15 protein-coding genes are annotated in these 16,955 nt (G+C 52.7%); 4 read left to right on the top strand and 11 right to left on the bottom strand.

Annotated elements, in window-relative coordinates; all coding sequences use genetic code 11:
- Nucleotides 1–96 precede the first annotated feature (96 nt).
- From GKC68_RS05865 to GKC68_RS05880, 4 genes are read right to left on the bottom strand one after another with little or no spacing between them, the layout of a single operon-like run.
- Nucleotides 97–1,449, bottom strand: coding sequence for an MFS transporter (locus tag GKC68_RS05865; protein WP_028725264.1), 1,353 nt, complete (start codon nucleotides 1,447–1,449; stop codon nucleotides 97–99).
- A gap of 38 nt (nucleotides 1,450–1,487) precedes the next feature.
- Nucleotides 1,488–2,420: an SMP-30/gluconolactonase/LRE family protein gene (locus tag GKC68_RS05870; protein ID WP_221611590.1), complete on the bottom strand. Its 933-nt coding sequence runs from the start codon at nucleotides 2,418–2,420 to the stop codon at nucleotides 1,488–1,490.
- Nucleotides 2,417–3,355, bottom strand: a complete 939-nt coding sequence (locus GKC68_RS05875) for a hydroxyacid dehydrogenase (RefSeq protein ID WP_028725262.1) — start codon at nucleotides 3,353–3,355, stop codon at nucleotides 2,417–2,419. The genes GKC68_RS05870 and GKC68_RS05875 overlap by 4 nt, the downstream gene beginning before the upstream one ends.
- Nucleotides 3,355–4,047 (bottom strand): diguanylate cyclase, encoded by a 693-nt coding sequence (locus GKC68_RS05880; RefSeq protein ID WP_028725261.1) that lies wholly within the window; start codon nucleotides 4,045–4,047, stop codon nucleotides 3,355–3,357. Before GKC68_RS05880 ends, GKC68_RS05875 begins: the two co-directional genes overlap by 1 nt.
- A 175-nt stretch (nucleotides 4,048–4,222) precedes the next feature.
- Between GKC68_RS05880 and GKC68_RS05885 the strand changes: the two genes are divergently transcribed.
- Nucleotides 4,223–4,939, top strand: a complete 717-nt coding sequence (locus GKC68_RS05885; RefSeq protein WP_028725260.1) for an IclR family transcriptional regulator — start codon at nucleotides 4,223–4,225, stop codon at nucleotides 4,937–4,939.
- A gap of 120 nt (nucleotides 4,940–5,059) precedes the next feature.
- Here the strand turns inward: GKC68_RS05885 and GKC68_RS05890 are convergent, their stop codons facing one another.
- The 5 genes from GKC68_RS05890 to GKC68_RS05910 all read right to left on the bottom strand — a co-directional run bounded on the left by GKC68_RS05890 (nucleotide 5,060) and on the right by GKC68_RS05910 (nucleotide 11,102).
- Nucleotides 5,060–5,818: an ATP-binding cassette domain-containing protein gene (locus GKC68_RS05890; protein ID WP_047713514.1), complete on the bottom strand. Its 759-nt coding sequence runs from the start codon at nucleotides 5,816–5,818 to the stop codon at nucleotides 5,060–5,062.
- Nucleotides 5,815–6,807, bottom strand: a complete 993-nt coding sequence (locus GKC68_RS05895) for an iron chelate uptake ABC transporter family permease subunit (RefSeq protein ID WP_342656665.1) — start codon at nucleotides 6,805–6,807, stop codon at nucleotides 5,815–5,817. Before GKC68_RS05895 ends, GKC68_RS05890 begins: the two co-directional genes overlap by 4 nt.
- Nucleotides 6,797–7,756 carry an iron chelate uptake ABC transporter family permease subunit gene (locus GKC68_RS05900; protein WP_047713512.1) on the bottom strand — a complete coding sequence of 320 codons (960 nt, stop codon included), beginning with the start codon at nucleotides 7,754–7,756 and terminating at the stop codon, nucleotides 6,797–6,799. Before GKC68_RS05900 ends, GKC68_RS05895 begins: the two co-directional genes overlap by 11 nt.
- Nucleotides 7,753–8,697, bottom strand: a complete 945-nt coding sequence (locus GKC68_RS05905; protein ID WP_342656666.1) for a siderophore ABC transporter substrate-binding protein — start codon at nucleotides 8,695–8,697, stop codon at nucleotides 7,753–7,755. Before GKC68_RS05905 ends, GKC68_RS05900 begins: the two co-directional genes overlap by 4 nt.
- A 230-nt stretch (nucleotides 8,698–8,927) precedes the next feature.
- Entirely contained in the window at nucleotides 8,928–11,102 is a 2,175-nt protein-coding gene (locus GKC68_RS05910) for a TonB-dependent receptor (protein WP_342656667.1), read from the bottom strand.
- Between the two features lie 710 nt (nucleotides 11,103–11,812).
- On the opposite strand from GKC68_RS05910, the gene GKC68_RS05915 reads away from it, so the two are divergent.
- From GKC68_RS05915 to GKC68_RS05925, 3 genes are all read left to right on the top strand, one after another.
- Nucleotides 11,813–12,211 carry a hypothetical protein gene (locus GKC68_RS05915; RefSeq protein WP_161935657.1) on the top strand — a complete coding sequence of 133 codons (399 nt, stop codon included), beginning with the start codon at nucleotides 11,813–11,815 and terminating at the stop codon, nucleotides 12,209–12,211.
- A 537-nt stretch (nucleotides 12,212–12,748) separates the two neighbouring features.
- On the top strand, nucleotides 12,749–13,699 hold the full coding sequence (locus tag GKC68_RS05920; protein ID WP_110145276.1) for a LysR family transcriptional regulator: 951 nt from the start codon (nucleotides 12,749–12,751) through the stop codon (nucleotides 13,697–13,699).
- Between the two features lie 164 nt (nucleotides 13,700–13,863).
- The gene (locus GKC68_RS05925; protein WP_342656668.1) at nucleotides 13,864–14,130 is read left to right on the top strand and encodes a hypothetical protein; all 267 of its coding nucleotides are present in this window, start codon (nucleotides 13,864–13,866) and stop codon (nucleotides 14,128–14,130) included.
- 616 nt (nucleotides 14,131–14,746) lie between these two features.
- Here GKC68_RS05925 and GKC68_RS05930 read toward each other — a convergent pair.
- Nucleotides 14,747–15,034: a Bor family protein gene (locus GKC68_RS05930; protein WP_047713462.1), complete on the bottom strand. Its 288-nt coding sequence runs from the start codon at nucleotides 15,032–15,034 to the stop codon at nucleotides 14,747–14,749.
- Between the two features lie 254 nt (nucleotides 15,035–15,288).
- On the bottom strand, nucleotides 15,289–15,660 hold the full coding sequence (locus tag GKC68_RS05935) for a LuxR C-terminal-related transcriptional regulator (RefSeq protein WP_110982857.1): 372 nt from the start codon (nucleotides 15,658–15,660) through the stop codon (nucleotides 15,289–15,291).
- Nucleotides 15,661–16,955: the final 1,295 nt, after the last annotated feature.

Consider the following 16,955-nt stretch of genomic DNA (forward strand, 5'->3'; position numbering starts at 1 on the left):
AGCGCCTGCGGGCGCTTTTTTTGTCGTCGATGACATGGCGGAATAAGGCTTAACAGGAAAGGTAAAGGCGCCGCAGCGCCTCAGGGAGGGGGATGACTATGCTTTGCGGTAAGGATCTTTGATTAACGCCACGGTAAACGCGCCAATCAGCAACACGGCAGAAACTGCCAGCAGCGCCCACATAAACCCCCCGCTTGTCTGACGCACATAGCCAATAAGCGAAGGCCCGACAAATCCCCCCAGATTGCCGACAGAAACAATCATGGCTAATCCGCCTGCGGCCGCGCTTCCTGTGAGAAAACCCGAAGGCAGTGCCCAGAATGACGCCTGAAAAGCCAGAATGCCGCTGACGGTAAAACACAGCGCAAGCATCTTCACCACCGGCTCATTCACGACGGCGCTGCAGGCCAGCGCGATGGCGGCGATAACCAGCGCAGCGCTGATCCAGCGAATGCGGTGGCCGGAGGCATTGGCCCGCTGCGCCCAGAACAGCATGCTGAAGGCACCACAAACATAAGGTAGCGCGGTCAGAAAACCCGTGGCGGTATGGCTCACGCCAATCTGCTTGATGATCTGCGGCATCCACAGGCCCACGCCAATAGAACCGACAATGCCGCAAAAATTAATAAAAGCCAGCAGGTAAAGCAGGGGATTGCGCAGTGCATCACGCAGGCTGGCACCGTGCGCTTTTTCAATTTGCTGTTGCTCGTTTGCCAGTCGTCGGCTCAGCAACTTTTTTTCCGCCTCGCTCAGCCAGTTGGCCTTTGCCGGGCGATCGTTGAGGAAGAACAGGCACAGGACGCCGAGGATAACGGCCGGAAACCCTTCCAGCAGCAGCAACCATTGCCAGTTACGGATATGCTCATGCCCGGTAATTTGCATCAACATGCCGGATAAGGGCGCCCCAATGATATTCGCCACGGGGATGCCGACTAAAAATGCCGCCGTGATTTTTGCGCGCCAGCTTCCGGGAAACCAGTAGGTGAAGAACAGATAAATACCTGGTGTAAAGCCTGCTTCAGCCACGCCCAGGCAGAAACGGGCAAAGGCAAAGCTGACCGGCCCGGTAACGAAGGCGGTCGCCATGGAGATGATGCCCCATGAGATCATGATGCGGGCGATCCAGATACGAGCCCCCACTTTTTGCATAATCAGGTTACTGGGCACCTCAAACAGGAAATAGCCGATAAAAAACATCCCGGCACCAAACCCGAACTGCTCAGCCGTAATGCCCAGATCGGCGTTCATGCCCAGTGCAGCGAAGCTGACATTGGTGCGATCCAGATAACTGACCACGTAGCAGATGAAAATAAAAGGCAGGATACGGCGGAACGCTTTAGCCGCCGCCCGTTCGCTTTGTTCAAAATCCGTTTGATTCATGTCTTCATGGGATGCAGACACGGCTGCTGGCTCAACAGGTGAGCCAGTGCTTACAGAATGCAGATTCATGGTTGCCTCCGCTGCGTTCAGAAAACGCAGTGTTGTTCTCAGAGAAAATCGGTGGACAGGAAGGGCAGTGGATGGCCTGGTGTTTTCATTGAACAGGTAAGAATGCTGCCGCTGACCGATTCGGTAATAAACAGCTGCTGTAAATTTTCGCCACCAAAACAGAGATTGGTGGTGGAGCGTCCGACGGGGCTGGTGAGCATTTCTGCGGGCTCAGCCAGATCGTTCAGCAGCCAGACGCGGCCCAGGCCAGGATTGGCAATCAGCAGCTCGCCGTGCGCGTTCATGGCTAATCCATCGGGACCGCTGGGACCGTGCGAGGTAAAATACTGACTGACCTTGCTGACGGAACCATCGCGCTGAAGCGGCACGCGCCAGATCGCATTGCCGCGCGTCATCGCGACATACAGCACTTTTTCGTCTGGCGAGAGCACCAGCCCGTTTGGGCTTGGGCAGTTATCCAGCAGAATATCCAGCCGTCCGTCCTGGCTGAGGCGGTAAACCCGGCCTGTGGGATCGTGCAGCCCGGTTTGCCCCTGATCGGTGAAATAGAGGTTCCCCCGGCTGTCGGGCGTTAAATCGTTCACGCCACGAAAACTCTCGCTGTTACGGCGCGACAGCCACGGCGTGATCGCGTGTGTCTTGAGGCAGAGCTTCATTAACCCGTGACGATAATCCGTGATAAGCAGCGTATCGGGATCGGTCAGTTTCATGCCATTGGGCTCGCCTTCGTACTGCACGACAAGTTCCCAGTTGCCTGCCATATCAACGCGGAATATGCGGCCATAGGGAATGTCGGTCAGGTAAAGACAGCCCGAGGGATGCCAGACCGGCCCTTCAAGAAAAGAGTCGGTAAGCTGGCCGCCGCGATTCGCGGTGGCCCAGGCATTGTGATGGTCAGGTACGCGGAAGCGGTCGGGTAACCGGGTAAAAACCGATGTCTGCCTGACCTCCGGTGTGGTCAGGCACATCATACGGTGGCTTCCCTTTGCGCTAATACCTTAAGCAGATTGGTCACGGAGGCCGTGCCCATTTTCACGTAAGAATTATCACTCACGCCGCCGATGTGCGGCGTAATAATGACGTTTTCTACCGTTTGCCAGATGTGCGGCGCAGTCAGCGGCTCAACGGTGAAGCTGTCCAGCGCCGCGCCGCTGAGTCTGCCGCTGTTAAGGGCACGAATCAGGGCATCATCATCAATCAGTCCACCGCGCGCGGTATTGACCAGAACGGCGCCGGATTTAAACTGTGCCAGCGCCAGGTCATTGATCATCTTGCTGTTTTGTGCGGTCAGCGGGCAGTGCAGCGACACAATATCTGCGCGCGCATACAGCGTGGCTAAGTCGTCCACCTGCTCGCAGCCCGTGGGCAGCGTTTTCGCCCAGGGATCGTAAGCGATAACCTGCATGCCGAACACGCGGCCAATCTCGGCTACCCGACCGCCAATCGCGCCCAGCCCCACCAGACCAAGCGTCCGGCCTTCAAGTTCAAGCGACTTGTGGGTGGATTTATCCCAGTGGCCGTCACGCATTCGGCGATCCAGCGGGAGCAGGGATTTGGTGCAGGCCAGAATCATCGCCCAGGTATGTTCTGCCACCGCTGCCGCATTGGCACCGGGCGCAGACTGGACGCTGATGTTTCGTTCGGCCGCCGCCGTTTGATCGATAACGTCAATGCCGCTGCCATGCTTGGAGATCACGCGCAGGGCAGGCGCTGCATCCATGATGCGGGCGTTAATTTTTCCATAGCGCACCACAATCCCGACCGGATTGTGCCGCTCACAAAGCGCAACCAGATCGTCTTCTGACGGCTTAGTGCCGGCAAAGACCACCTCATAATCCTGCAGCATCGCGAGCGCGGCGGGAGCGATATCTGCCCCGGTAATGATAACGGTGTTTTTTTTGCGCATCACAGTTCCTCCCCTTCCGCTAACATGCCCGCTGCACGCAGGGCACCGTTCAACCAGCCCGGTCTTTTGTCACCGGCTTTGATCGCCGCAATACGCCGGGTTTCCATATCCAGTTTTTTTGCCGCCAGCTCCAATACCACTTCTACTTCATCGCGTGGCACCACCACCACGCCATCAATGTCACCCACCACCAGATCGCCTGCGCTAATCGTGGCACCCGCGACGGAAACCGGGTAATTCACGCGACCAGGAATGAACTTCGTTGGGCCGCAGGGATTGAGCCCGGCCGAGAAAACGGGATAAGTATGCGTGCTCAGTGCGTCCGCATCCCTGACCGCACCATCGATGATAATCCCGGCAATGCCGGATGCTTCGGCCTGGGTTGCCATGATCTCGCCTAACAGCGCGCAGCTGATATCGCCCTTGCCATCTACGACAATGACATCGCCGGGTTTGGCCACAGCCAGCGCAGCATGGATCGCCAGGTTATCACCCGGACGCACTTCCACCGTCACCGCCGGCCCGGCCACTTTCATATGTGCGCCCAGCGGTTTGACGCGGCCATGCAATGTGCCACGTCTGCCCGCGACATCCGCAATAATCGCGGCCTGAAATTCAGCGGCACGTCTGACATAATCACTGCTGACTCGCGTAACGTCACGGTTGATCATCGGTTTTTCGTTGGCGGACATGGGTCACCTCACAGGTTGATTGTTTTACTGGGTAAAACTCTGTTGTACATAATGAAATAACTATATCGGTGACACTGACCCCGACGCCAGTGTTGCGAGTTTGTTTGTGATGTAAACAAGATGTGACTCACAGTTTCGGGTACACTCGGTGCCAGCAAAAATCAGGAGAAGCGAAATGGGAAACGAAGGCGTTATTGCGGTAGAGAAGGCGCTGGCCTTGCTGGATTGTTTTAAGCCAGGCGAAGAAAGCCTGTCCCTGACGACGCTGTCGCAGCTTTCGGGCTACCACAAAACCACCGTATATCGACTGATGAATTCGCTGGAACGCATGAGTTACGTAGTCAGAAGGGATAACGGCATTTATACCCTGGGGCCAAGGCTGCTTTACCTGGGCAAGCTCTATGAACAGTCGTTTCATCTGGCCAGCGTGGTTCAGCCCGAACTGCAAACGCTGGCCTCAGCCACCAGGGAAAGTGCCAGCTGGTATGTGATTGATAGCGGCCAGCGTCTTTGTGTCTTTCGTGCCGAATCATCCGATGGGTTACGACATACACGACTGCCGGGCTCGCTGTATCCGCTGGATAACTCGGCGATTAGCCAGGTGCTGCGTCACTGGGGAATGGGCGAAACCTTGTTTGATGAGGCACCGGATTTACCACTCTATACCTCGGGCGCGCGCGATCCCCATACTGCCGCCTTTGCCATTCCGGTGTTTGGTGAAGGGGATAAATTAACGGCTGCCCTCGCGTTAACCGGCCCGTCATCACGGTTAACGCTGGATCGCAAAGAGACGGGATTGGGTGAACTGATGCGAGAGTCCGCAGCCAGACTTTCCGCTCAACTCGGCGCGAGAAAAGCGTTCTGTGATGTTGTTTACGCACACAACGCGTAAAAAACCTGTTGCTGAACGCGTGCATGAATACAGCCACAGGCTCTACATGCGCGCCTTGGCCTGCAGGTTGACTGAAAGCGCCGACGGCATAACCCCCGGCGTTTCGCCCGGTGCGCAAGGCTAACGGTAGTAGACCGCAATGTGCTGTCCCGCCACGTTTTCAACCACGACAGGTATGTCAAAAAGGCGCTCAATAAGATCGGGTTTCATCATATCAGCCGGCGTACCGCGAAAAAAAACCGCACCGTTTTTCATGGCAATAATATGGTCTGAATACGTCGAGGCGAAGTTAATATCATGGATAACCAGAATGATGGATTTTCCCAGCTCGTCAGCGGCTCGCCGAAGCTGCTTCATCATGGTCACGCTGTGTTTCATATCCAGATTATTCAGTGGCTCATCCAGCAGCACGTATTTTGTATTTTGACACAGCACCATCGCGACAAAAGCGCGCTGTCGCTGGCCTCCTGAGAGCTCGTCAAGATAACGTTCAGCAAGCGGGAGCAAATCCAGAAAATAGAGTGCCTGATGGATATGATGCTTATCATTTTCCGTGATGCGCCCTTTGGAATAGGGATAGCGACCAAAACTCACCAGATCGTACACCGAGAGCCGGCTGGTGACCTGATTTTCCTGTCGCAGCACCGACATAATTTGCGCCAGCTTCTCACTGTGCGCTTCATTGACGATGAGCGAATCGATTCTGACCTCACCGCTGTCGGGCTGCAACAGGCGGCTAATCACCGACAGTAGGGTTGATTTGCCTGCCCCATTGGGCCCGATGATTGAGGTAATGCCCGATGAAGGCAGGGTTTCGTTGATGTTTTTAAGGACAGATAACGGGCCGTAAACCTTATTCACATTCACAACTTCAATCACGTCGCCACCTTTTTCAGAATCAGGTAAATAAACAGTCCACCGCCTAAAAATTCAATAATGACGGACAGCGTTCCCGCCATGTTAAACACCTGCTCCAGGATTAACTGTCCGCCCGTCAGCATGATGATGCCAATCAGCACCGTTCCCGGTAGCAGGTAGCGATGACGCCACGATCCCACCACGGGCCAGGCAAGATTGACCACCAATAGTCCCAGAAATGTCATCGGCCCGACCAGCGCAGTTGAAATTGCCACCAGGAGCGAAACCAACAGCAACAGGCCGGTGACATAACGCTGAAAAGGGACACCAAGCGCCGTCGCGCTATTGCGCCCTAACGCAATAACGTCCAGGCGGTGCCGTATGCGCCAGACGATGATCGTAATTACAGTAATCAGCACGGCCGAAAGGGCCAGCACCATCGGGTCAGCATGGGTAAAAGTGGCAAACATCCGGCTTTGCAGCACGGCGAATTCGCCAGGGGAGAGCAAACGCTGCATCAGACCCGAAAGGCTGCGAAAGAGGGTGCCAAACACCAGGCCCGTTAACAGTACCCGGTGAAGATCCAGTCCACTGCGGTTAAATAGCCAGCGATAGAGCAGCGTGGCAAAGATCATCAACAGTGCCGTTTCGCCAAGAAACGGCACCATACTTCCCACCTGGCTCAGTTGCGAAAGCTGAACAAAAAACACCAGCAGGGTTTGGATAAACACAAAAAGCGACTCAAGGCCCATGACCGAGGGCGACAAAATGCGGTTTTGCGTGATGGTTTGAAAAAGCAGCGTACTGATGCCCGATGCAAAGGCGACCAGCACGATGGTGAATAAAATCTGCCCTCGATGTTTCAACACGTAGCTGATGTTTCCCTGCAGATGCAGGGTCATAAAGACAAGGGAAACAATAACCGCAAGCAGGGCTAACAGGCTGATTCGCCAGACGGGCGAGGAAACGTTTTTCAGGGATCGGGACAGCGGTGACAGATCAGTTGCCATAGCGCCTTCCTCTGATAATCAGCACCAGAAAAACCGCCGCGCCCAGTACGCCGAGTAAAGCACTGACCGGGACTTCAAAGGGATAAATAATCAGCCGCCCCAGGATATCGCAGCTCAAAACCAGTATGGCACCTGTCATCGCGACCCAGGGCACGGTGCGGCGCAGGTTATCGCCGAAAATCATGCTGACAATATTCGGCACAACCAACCCCAGGAAAGGCAGGACACCGACGACAACGATCACCACGCCGCTGACAATGGCGATCATCGCCATCCCCGTTAACTGGATCTGGCGATAGTTCAGCCCGACGTTAACCGAGAAGTCCTGGCCCAGACCGGCCACCGTGAAGCGATCGGCAATCAAGGCCGCCAGCAGGGTAATCAGTCCGACAATCCAGATCAGCTCATAGCGGCCCTGCATCACACTCGAAAAGTCGCCGGATTCCCAACTGCCCAGCGACTGCAGGATATCAAACTGCATCCCCAAAAATGTCGTTACCGAGCTGAAAACGGCGCCCAGCATGATGCCAGCCAGCGGCACAATAAACGCGCTTTTCTGCCGGATGCGCTGAATGAGCAGCATAAACAGCACCGTTCCGGCCAGCGCAAACAGGGAGGCGATGCACATTTTGACAATAACGGGCGCCGCCGGATACCAGACCATCACCAGCAGAAGCCCCAGGCTTGCGGACTGGGTGGTACCCACCACAGAGGGTTCAACAAAGCGGTTCTGCGTCAGCATCTGCATGATCTGGCCCGCCACGCTCATCGCGCTGCCGGCCAGCACCAGCGCGACGGTACGTGGAAAGCGGCTGACAAACAGAATTTCCCGCATTTCGGCATCGTGCCACAGGTCGATTAATGACACACGGCTCACGCCCGTGACCAGGCTCAGCATGATTAGCGCAGACAGCAGCCCCAGGCCGATGAGATAAGCCCCGTATTTCATTCAGGCTGCTCTCCGGCAGCGAGCAGTTGTTGTTTGATCTGGCTCATCATGAGGCTGTAGCTCTGGATCCCGCCGGCAATATACAGCGAGGCGGAATCCAGCCAGATAATCTGTTGCTTTTTCCATGCGGTGGTGCGGCGCACCAGCGGATTATCCAGAACCTGACGGGCCGACAGGCCTTCTTTACTGCCAATGGCGCTGTCACGGTCCAGAACGAACAGCCAGTCGGGATTCGCCTGCATGATCAACTCGGGTGAAATGGCATTGCCATGTTTGCTGGCGCTGGGCAGAGAGAGAGCAGGCTTGAACTGCAGCACATCAAACACAAAACCAAAGCGGGAGTGCGGCGTATAGGCGCTGAGTTTGCCGCCGTTAACCATCAACATCATGGCGCTCCCCGACCGGGCGGCGAGGGGGCGAAGGTCTGCAATCTGCGCATTAAATGCGGTTAAAACGGCTGCTGCCTGCGCCTGTTTGCCAAAGATCTCCCCCAGTCGCGTTGTGCGCTGCGTCAGGCTTTGCATGAAATCATGCGGATCAATATCCAGAGAAAGGGTGGGGGCGATACCGCTGAGTTTGTTGTAGGCTGCCAGGGCTCTGCCACCGGCAAAGATCGCCTCCGGTGCGGCGGCGCTTAAGGTTTCATAGGCGGGCTCAAACAGCGTTCCGGCATTGAAATAGCTCTGACCATTATATTTAGCCAGATGCGCCGGATAGGTAAAACCGGCTTGCGGGACGCCCGCCGGTGTGATGCCTAATGCATCGGCAATATCCAGCGTGGACGGATTAAGGATCACCACGCGTTGAGGATGCTGCGGCAGCGTCGTGGTTCCCTGCAGATGCGCTACCCTGACCGTTGATGCTTCACCCGCAGATGCTGCAGGCAAAACCGTCAGTAACCAGGCCAGGGGCAATAGAATAGACAGAAATGGGAAACGCATGTGTTCTCCTTGCGCGTGGTTAGGGTCCGTTTAAGGTCATGGTTTTTGGGTTACAGGCTGTTCTGAATTCCAGCTTTACGCACCTGTATCACGTAGCGGCCGTTATGCATAAAACGTCATGCCGGGCCAGTTACTGTTCAGGCTGCTCTCTGTCCATCCCACGCTCGCTGAGATAAATCATCCGGTGACAGCGCTAATGACGGGGAGGCATGAGAGCATCAGTGAGACGATCAGAATGACGCCGTTATTGAGGCATACATCGTGCGGCCGGGAACCGCGTAGTTGTTGCCTGAAACCCCGCTTGAGGATGGATGGTCAGAGACAGGGTTTTTATCAAAAAGATTGTCCAGCCCGGCATTAAACTTAAGGTTTTTCGTTGCCCGGTACTGGCCAGACAGGCCATAAATCATGTAGGCATTGCGGATGCGTGCCGTCGCGGTATTGCCTCTCGCCGCCTGGTCTGCGCTGCTGTTCAGCCCCAGCATCTTTCCGTAGTATTTTGCGGTAAATGAAAGGCTGATGTCGTCATTGACCTGCCAGTCAAGGGAGGACCACGTGGCGAGCGTTGGCGTTGTCACGAGCATCACGCCCAGAGAATCTTCGGCTTTGAGCATTCGCGTGAACGTATTACTCAGCGACAGGCGCTTCATCCAGGGGCCCATTTCTTCTGAAATCAGGGGAAGGGTCACATTGCCTTCCAGGCCCTGGGTTCGCGCCCTATCAAGATTGACGCGTTCAAGCCAGTAGCGGCCTGAGGTATCACCGGGTAAATAGCCAACAGGCGCAGAGGCGATTTTGTCTTTGAAGCGGCTGTCGAAGAACGTCAGCCCCGCGCTCCATCCTTCATAATCGAAGATCGCGCCCACTTCCCAGTTTTGTGACGTTTCAGGCTTGAGTTTATCGCTGCCCATCGTGTAACAGCCGCCGCCGTGGTAATCGGCATAGCCGTTACATCCAGCGCCTTTTGAGGATTCAATAAAGCCTTTACTGGCCTGGCGCACGCTGGGTGCTTTAAAACCTTCTGAATATCCCCCTTTTAACGTCAGCGTATCCGTGGCCTGCCAAACCAGATAGGCGCGTGGCGTTGTCCTGTTACCGTAATCGGTATTATCTTTGCGCAGGCCCAGCGTCAGTGAAACAGTATCCAGCAGGTCGATTTGATCTTCGACAAACAGGCCGGTACTTTTGGCCTGAGCGTGATGTTTGCCATAGCTGCTGGAGGCGTCCGCTACCACGCCAACAGAGCGAGGGTTGTTCAGCTCTTCTTTTTTCCACTGTGCGCCGACAGTCAGGTTATGCGGTAAACCGAATTCAAATGGCAGGTTAATATCGCCTTCAACAATGCGTTCTTGATTCCACAGCGCCACATCCTGACTGCCCGTCACCGTACCGCCAGAAATCACCGGAATATCGGTTACCCAGTTTTTAAATTTATTTTGATAAACGTTCAGCTTTGCCGTGCCGAAATCAAAAATACCGCGATAATCGAGCGCATAATTTTCACGTTCAAGTTTATCCACACCGCGCAGCGCAATTTCACTGCCATCCAAGGATTCACCGGGAATACCTCGCTCGGTTCCCTGCTGAGTGGAAACGGCGATGCGCTGATGAGGGGTGATATCCCAGCCGAGTTCTGCGCCGTAATTTTCATTTTTGCGGCCTTCCTGGCCGCTTCCCCAACGCAACGCGTCGGTTTCGCTTTTATCCGCTTCGCGCTTATTCCACGAACCGTTAACACGCAAATCAAATCCCTGACCCAGCGGACCACCGATGCTGCCTGTCCAGGTCTGGGTATTGCCCCGGTTGCCATCCTGCGGCCGCCGGGTGCCTGCCGTTAATGCGCCGTGCCAGGTATCGCTATTTTTCTTTGTGATAATATTGACGACTCCACCCATTGCATCCGAACCATAGAGCGCGGACATCGGCCCTCTGACCACTTCAATGCGTTCAATCGCATCAACGGGGATCCAGTTAATATCGTCGAAATAGTTTTGCTGGGTGCTTTTAATACCGTTACTTGAGCCGATGCGTTTGCCGTCAACCAATAACAGCGTATAAGCCGCGGGCATTCCGCGCAGCTGAATACCGGAACTGACATCTGTGCCAATGGCTTTGGTCACGCCTGCGACACGTTCAAGAATATCGGCCAAGTCCGTGGCGGATTTACCAATGTCTCTTTCCAGCTGTTCTGCCGTGATCACAGAGATTGATGCAGGAGCATCTTTCAGTCGCTGTTCAATCGCCGATGCCGTTACCACCATGACATCTTCACTGTCTTCATTCCTGTCAGACTCAGCCAGAGCGGGGGAGATCATGCCAACAGCGGGAACCAATAAACTCGTGGCAATATGGCGGGTCATTTTTTTCAACGGCAGCATAACGATTAATCCTTTAACGATTGTCATCCAGTTGAGATATCCCTGAGCGAAAGAAAGCATAATTCCATATGCAAATAGGAATCAACTCAATAATCATTATCAATTACCGAAAAAATAAATCCGTCATGAAATTGAGTGGTTTTTTTAACGAATTAAATTGCCGGGAAGCGTCGTGTGAATACCAGGGTGCCCAAAAAGCGCCTGATCTAACTGATTAAGTCTGCACGGTTTTGGGATTATCTTTGGCTAAATTTACATTTTTATTAATGCTGGTTTGAATAATAAGCTGTCTATAAGTCACGCTTAAATATTAGATATTTTCTTCTTTGTCTTTAAGGAAATATACAGGGAGTTAACAGTTTTTGGCTTAGTTATTAACTTTCAATAAGCGTTTTATTTATATTTTAACAATGATCAGGCCGGAATTGCGGAACAGGTAACGGGTAATCTGTGGGTAACTGGAAAATCAGGCGAATCTTTTATTCAGGATGATGATGAATATCCTACTCAGAGGCGGTGGGGGAAAGTGCAGTGGATAGCGGGCGCATCCGCTAAAACGTGTTCCGGGCTGCTCCACCCTCTGGCACGTTTTTGACGTCAACGCGCCTGTAATACTCCGCGGCTCTCAAAGCAAAGGGACGCGGCGTCAGGAAGGCGCATTCACCTTTATTGTCCACACCGAACGGCCAGCAAAACTGTGCCGATGGTTTTGTTATCCATGCACAGAGACTGGTCTAATGCCTGTACTGGCCAAAAAACGCGGCCAGTGCGTTGGCAGTGGCTTCGGGCTGTTCCTCCGGCTGGAAGTGCCCGCAATTGGCGATATGCTGGCCGTGTATATCATCGCCACAGGCTTTCAGCGTCGCCGCCATATCTGCAATCGAGCCTTGATCGGCGGACAGCCCCAGTACCGGCATGACCAGTCGCCTCTGCCTGACCGGCACTCACCCTGTGCCAGTCTTACAAGCCGCACCACCTCATTCTGCGCCATGGCAGCACGCTTTCTCAGGTACTGCCTGACCGCGCTGACGGTCGCACCTGGCGCCGCCATTTTTTCGTCTTCTGATCTCTGCATCAAACTCTCCCGGGGTTTCCAGCGGCATCGCCGTGCGTTTCTTTTACCTCAGAGTCCATAATGGCCGGGCAGAAGAGCAGCCGGGGGGGTGCCCGGAATTTTTTCGGGCTCCCTCTCATGTTTAAAAAATGAGAACTAAAAATCAGGCCAGCAGAGAAAAAAAGGAAGTGTAAATAAAGAAAAGTAAATTTTCATTTGTGTAAAACATGCAGACATCTCCCTGAAAAAACGTAAAATAGTGCCAAACTCATCGCGGTTTAATGACGATCTCCCAGACTTATTCTGTCCGTTACAGAGAATCAGCATCCCTACAGAAAAGCGGAGAGTAAGGTAGTCTGGTGTGACGTCAGCACGCATTAAATCAGCGACAGCAGTTTATGAGCTGAAAAACATTCAGGATGTCAGCAAAAAAGACGGCGTGATGCTTCTGCAGAGCCTCAGGCATCCCTTTGCCTAAAATGGACGTGATGGACGGGATAACAGTAATAAGAGCAACAGCGCGGTCTTTGAATCGCCTCAGGCGTCGCATCATTATGCTGTTAGTCAATTGGCATGAGGCTGCGAAAATTATACGGACATAGAGAAAAGAACCGGGTTTATGAGAAATAAAAAAAATGCTCTGATTTTTGAGTGGCTGATCTATATAAAGGTAGTGGAAAAGAAAAGTTTTTCCGCTGCGGCCAGAGAGTTAATGATATCCGTCGCCTCTGTCAGTAAGGTTGTGGCAAGGCTGGAAGACATTTTTTCGGCCCGCCTGATCAGCCGTAATGCTCACCGCTTTGAGATCACCGCCGCCGGTCAGACGGCCTATGAAAAGGCGCTGATCATGTGCGAAACCTACCATAACCTGCTCAGCGGTCTGGAGTGCAGGGACGAGATCAAGGGAGAGCTGCGGCTTTCCGCGCCAGGTATACTGTGCGACAGTGTCATCAGTGACTGGGTCATGGAATACACAGATCATCACCCCGGCGTCAGAATACACCTTCTGTCACGGGAGGCGGGCAGCTTCAGCGCCGACTCGCCGGAGTTTGACGATCTCGTCATCAAAAGCGGGTATCTTGACAGCCCCGATCTTATCCAGAAAAAACTCAATGCGGTTCCGTTTGGCATGTATGCCTCGTCAGAATATCTCCGGATAAACGGGGTACCGCGCAGGCCTGAAGATCTCAGCGGTCACAGCCTGCTCAGACTCAGCCATCCCTCAATGCGTAATCCCGTTGCGTTCCGGTGTGGCGAAACCGTCGCGCGGGTATGCATTGACTCTCCGGCAGAGTTTTACTCAAACAGTATCCAGAGTCTTCTGCACATGACGCTCCGGAACCGCGGAATATGCCTGGGGGTTCCCTGCTGGGTGATCAAAAATCAGGGGCTCACTCAACGTCTCTGCCAGATCCTTCCCGGATGGGAGCTTTCTCCTTTACCTGCCTATATGGTATGGCGCTACAGGAAACATTACTCCGCGCTCTTCAGCGACTTCAGCCGCTTTGTGGAAAACAAATGGAGTAACCTTTTTACCCTCACCCCGGGCACTTCTCCCAGCGGAGACTGAAGCCCGACATGCAGCGGCGCGGCCCCGTAAAGCGATCAGGTTTACATTTTGTAAAAATCACTTTTCATATCATAGTAATGCCGCCCCTCTGACATCCGTTTACTATTCACTTCATCTCGTCACCCCCGCCACCTGGCGGAGGGGGCTTCATACCTCAGGCAGACATGAAAGATTACGCCGTAATACACTCTCTCTTAAATGGAACAGCGAAGATGAATGACGCTGTAGAAAAAAAGTGGCTGTCAGGCAGTAAAAAATTAAGCCGCGCGCAGCCCGGTTTAGATGAAACCTTATACGTCCGGTCCCTAAAGAACGTTCTAAAGGGCTATCACTTTGTGGAGTGTACCGACATCATCACTTTCCTGAACTTATTTTGTTCTGCGGGGGTTGAAAAAAATGAATTATTTTATACAGAGATGAAAATAAAATAGTGCATCGACACTCACGATAACGGAAGTGATTATTTTTCTGAGTTACGCGCTGCTTATAAAAGCATAACAGACATGAAGCATGCTTATACTAAAAAATTTTGTGACAGAGAGGACTAGATGTCTTTTCATGCAGCGAAGAATAGCTGCATAAGCTGTATTTTTTTTTGCGCTTTTAATTCCCTCTATTTTAATTCATCAGTTCTGAAGACAGAGCCATGTATCTCCGGAAAATGCATGCCTGCCAACTGAAATACTCCGGCAGGAGCGCTGAATAGCGGCCCCAATATGCGATCTTTTTACGCTGAAGAGCAGCCTCACCTCCATGAAGAGATGACTTAGCCACACTGCCCGGAAAGATTTGCCGCAGCAGTATTTTGCGGGCAGATATCGTTTTTTAATGACCACTCGCTGAATTCAACTTTATAGTATTTTGTACATCCTGCCATGCCGTAGCACAGCAGCAGAATAAAGGTAAAAAAGAAGGTGTTGCTGAGAAATATATTTTTCATAAGAATTATAATGAGTACCCGTGATGAACAGACTGATGCAGCCGGTGACTGGATACAGCAGTCTGTTCAGATTGTGTTGGATAAGGTCCGGTAAACCCTTATAAAGACTATTTCGTACAGTATACCCGCGCTTCGCGTGGCGTATAAATACCGAATGTCAGGACGTTCACTAAGCCGTTCATGAAAGTAAGCTGCGTTTCAGTGCGTGCCACTTTATCAGCACTGCCACAGACCGCAGCGGCATCAATGGTTTTATCCTGGCCCAGCCCTGAAATGAAGAAATGGTGTGTTTCTTCTTTCACGGGGTGAGTACGGTTGTTGGGCCTTATATCAAACGACTGCTTTGCACAACCAACGAGCATAAAAGCGAGAACGAGTATGACAATATTTTTCAAACACCCTCCAGATGGCATTAAATGGAATAAAGTCAGATTATTTCATTAAAAATTATCTATTACCTAAACCTTGTCTTAACCACCTTGACTGTCCTTAATAAATCACACGTCATGAAACTGGTACGCACAATTATACCCTGACTACTATCAGCTTCCTGTTTTCGGAAATTAAATAAACATTGCCGACTCGTGAGCTGGATATAACCCTGCGTCATTACGCTTTTTACTCATCCGCAGTCAGCAATTAATGTAATTCACTCAGGACAGGTATGGCCTTTTCCCGTCAGCTTTACACCGGTGGACTTATCCAGGCAACCTTCAGCCGTAGAGTTAATATGGATTATGGCCGTGGCGGGAGCGACTTTCCATGAACAGCCTGTTTCAGGCTCGGTATGCCGTTCCTCAGAGCGGTGCCGGTCTTCAGTAAACCACATGAGGAGTTCAACGTTATTTTTGACTTTGACTTTTTTCATCGCCCGGATTTTGTAATAACTGACCAACTTCTCAGGCATATCCAGCCAGTAAGACATTCGCCTTGATGTCATGCCGGTAATCAAAAACCAGAGGATCGCCACCTCGTTATCGCTGAGGGTGATGCTGTTTCCTTCCCTGTCAGTAAGCTCCATAAATACCTCTGCCTGTCAGCCTGCGGTGAGTTTTGGCCCCGGCTGTATCGCGTAGTCAGCATGCTTCACTTGCCGCCTCCGGTCGCGCTGGGCCGTAACTGAGCAATGCAGTTCGGTTCCGCAAATAGGTGGGCCTCAAAAGCGTTACCCCGCGTGTATTTGAAACATGAGTCTGAGTTCACAGGCAGAGGTATCCTGTACCGTGCAACGTCAGCATTACTCGCCCGAAAAAGGAGCCGCAGCGCATCGGCCTCTGATGTGGTCGCAGAATTCATGCGTGTGGTGAGACACGGAAATTCCTCATTTCTGCCATTGATGTTAGCGATCAAACCAATATGCTGCCGATTACAGTGTCCGGTTGCGCACCAGACTCTGTTAATGCGCCTGTCCGGATCAGACAGCATGTTTGCCCGGTCTCCCGTAACGAGCATTTTGCCAGGTCCCTCGGACTGCAGGAATAACAGAAGAGGGCCGGATGCAGAGGGAGAGATGCAGCCCGGTTCGGCAGTACATCTTTTCATTTGCGTCATCTTCCTGTGGTTTTACACACAAAACGCTGAACGTGCGGAATACTGTAATGAACGACGGACCCGGCAGAAACGCTTTAAAGAGAAAATTCACTTTTCCTGAAATGAAAACTAAGGTGTTTTGACGGGAAAGACTGGACGGTTTAGAGGTGTGAGGCAGCTGAGTCTGGTATATGGCAGAGGCACTGAAATTGTCGATTCCGTGCTGTTAACGCCCGCACGGAAATTCCTGAAGGCAAAGAGAGAACCGCACGAGAGGTAGGCGTTAAAACGTCCGGTAACTCATAAGCCCGCCTGGCGGCAGTTGCCGTTGTCATCGCATCACAGCAGCACAAGTGAGTGTGATTCATACTGCTTTATATCACTCTGGCGGGTTTCTCCGTAAGCGTCACACGCAGACCGTCTTTTATTTTTTAACGTGTTTCCTGCCATGGACACTTTCACGAACGTGGACACTACCGTGGACAGAAACACGCCTTACATCAGTAACCCCAGGATCACTACTGCACTCAGCATGAGGTTCAACGCCGCCCTGGCCTATCGTGAAATCGCTGAGCATCTGAACATCAGCACTTAGGCTACGCATAAAATGCTTAAGCGTTTTAGCCGCACGGATATTATCTGGCCGCAGCCGGGAGACTACACGCCGGAACGGCTTGAGGAGGAACTTTACGCTTTCAACACTGTGTAAGCCCTCTCTGAAACCGCCAGAAGAGCACCAAGACCTCAGGCAACCAGTTTACCCCTTAAAACGCAGCCGGCACTAAT

This window comes from Pantoea sp. RSPAM1 (assembly GCF_038816185.1).
In the GTDB taxonomy this organism is placed as follows: Bacteria; Pseudomonadota; Gammaproteobacteria; order Enterobacterales; family Enterobacteriaceae; genus Pantoea; species Pantoea ananatis.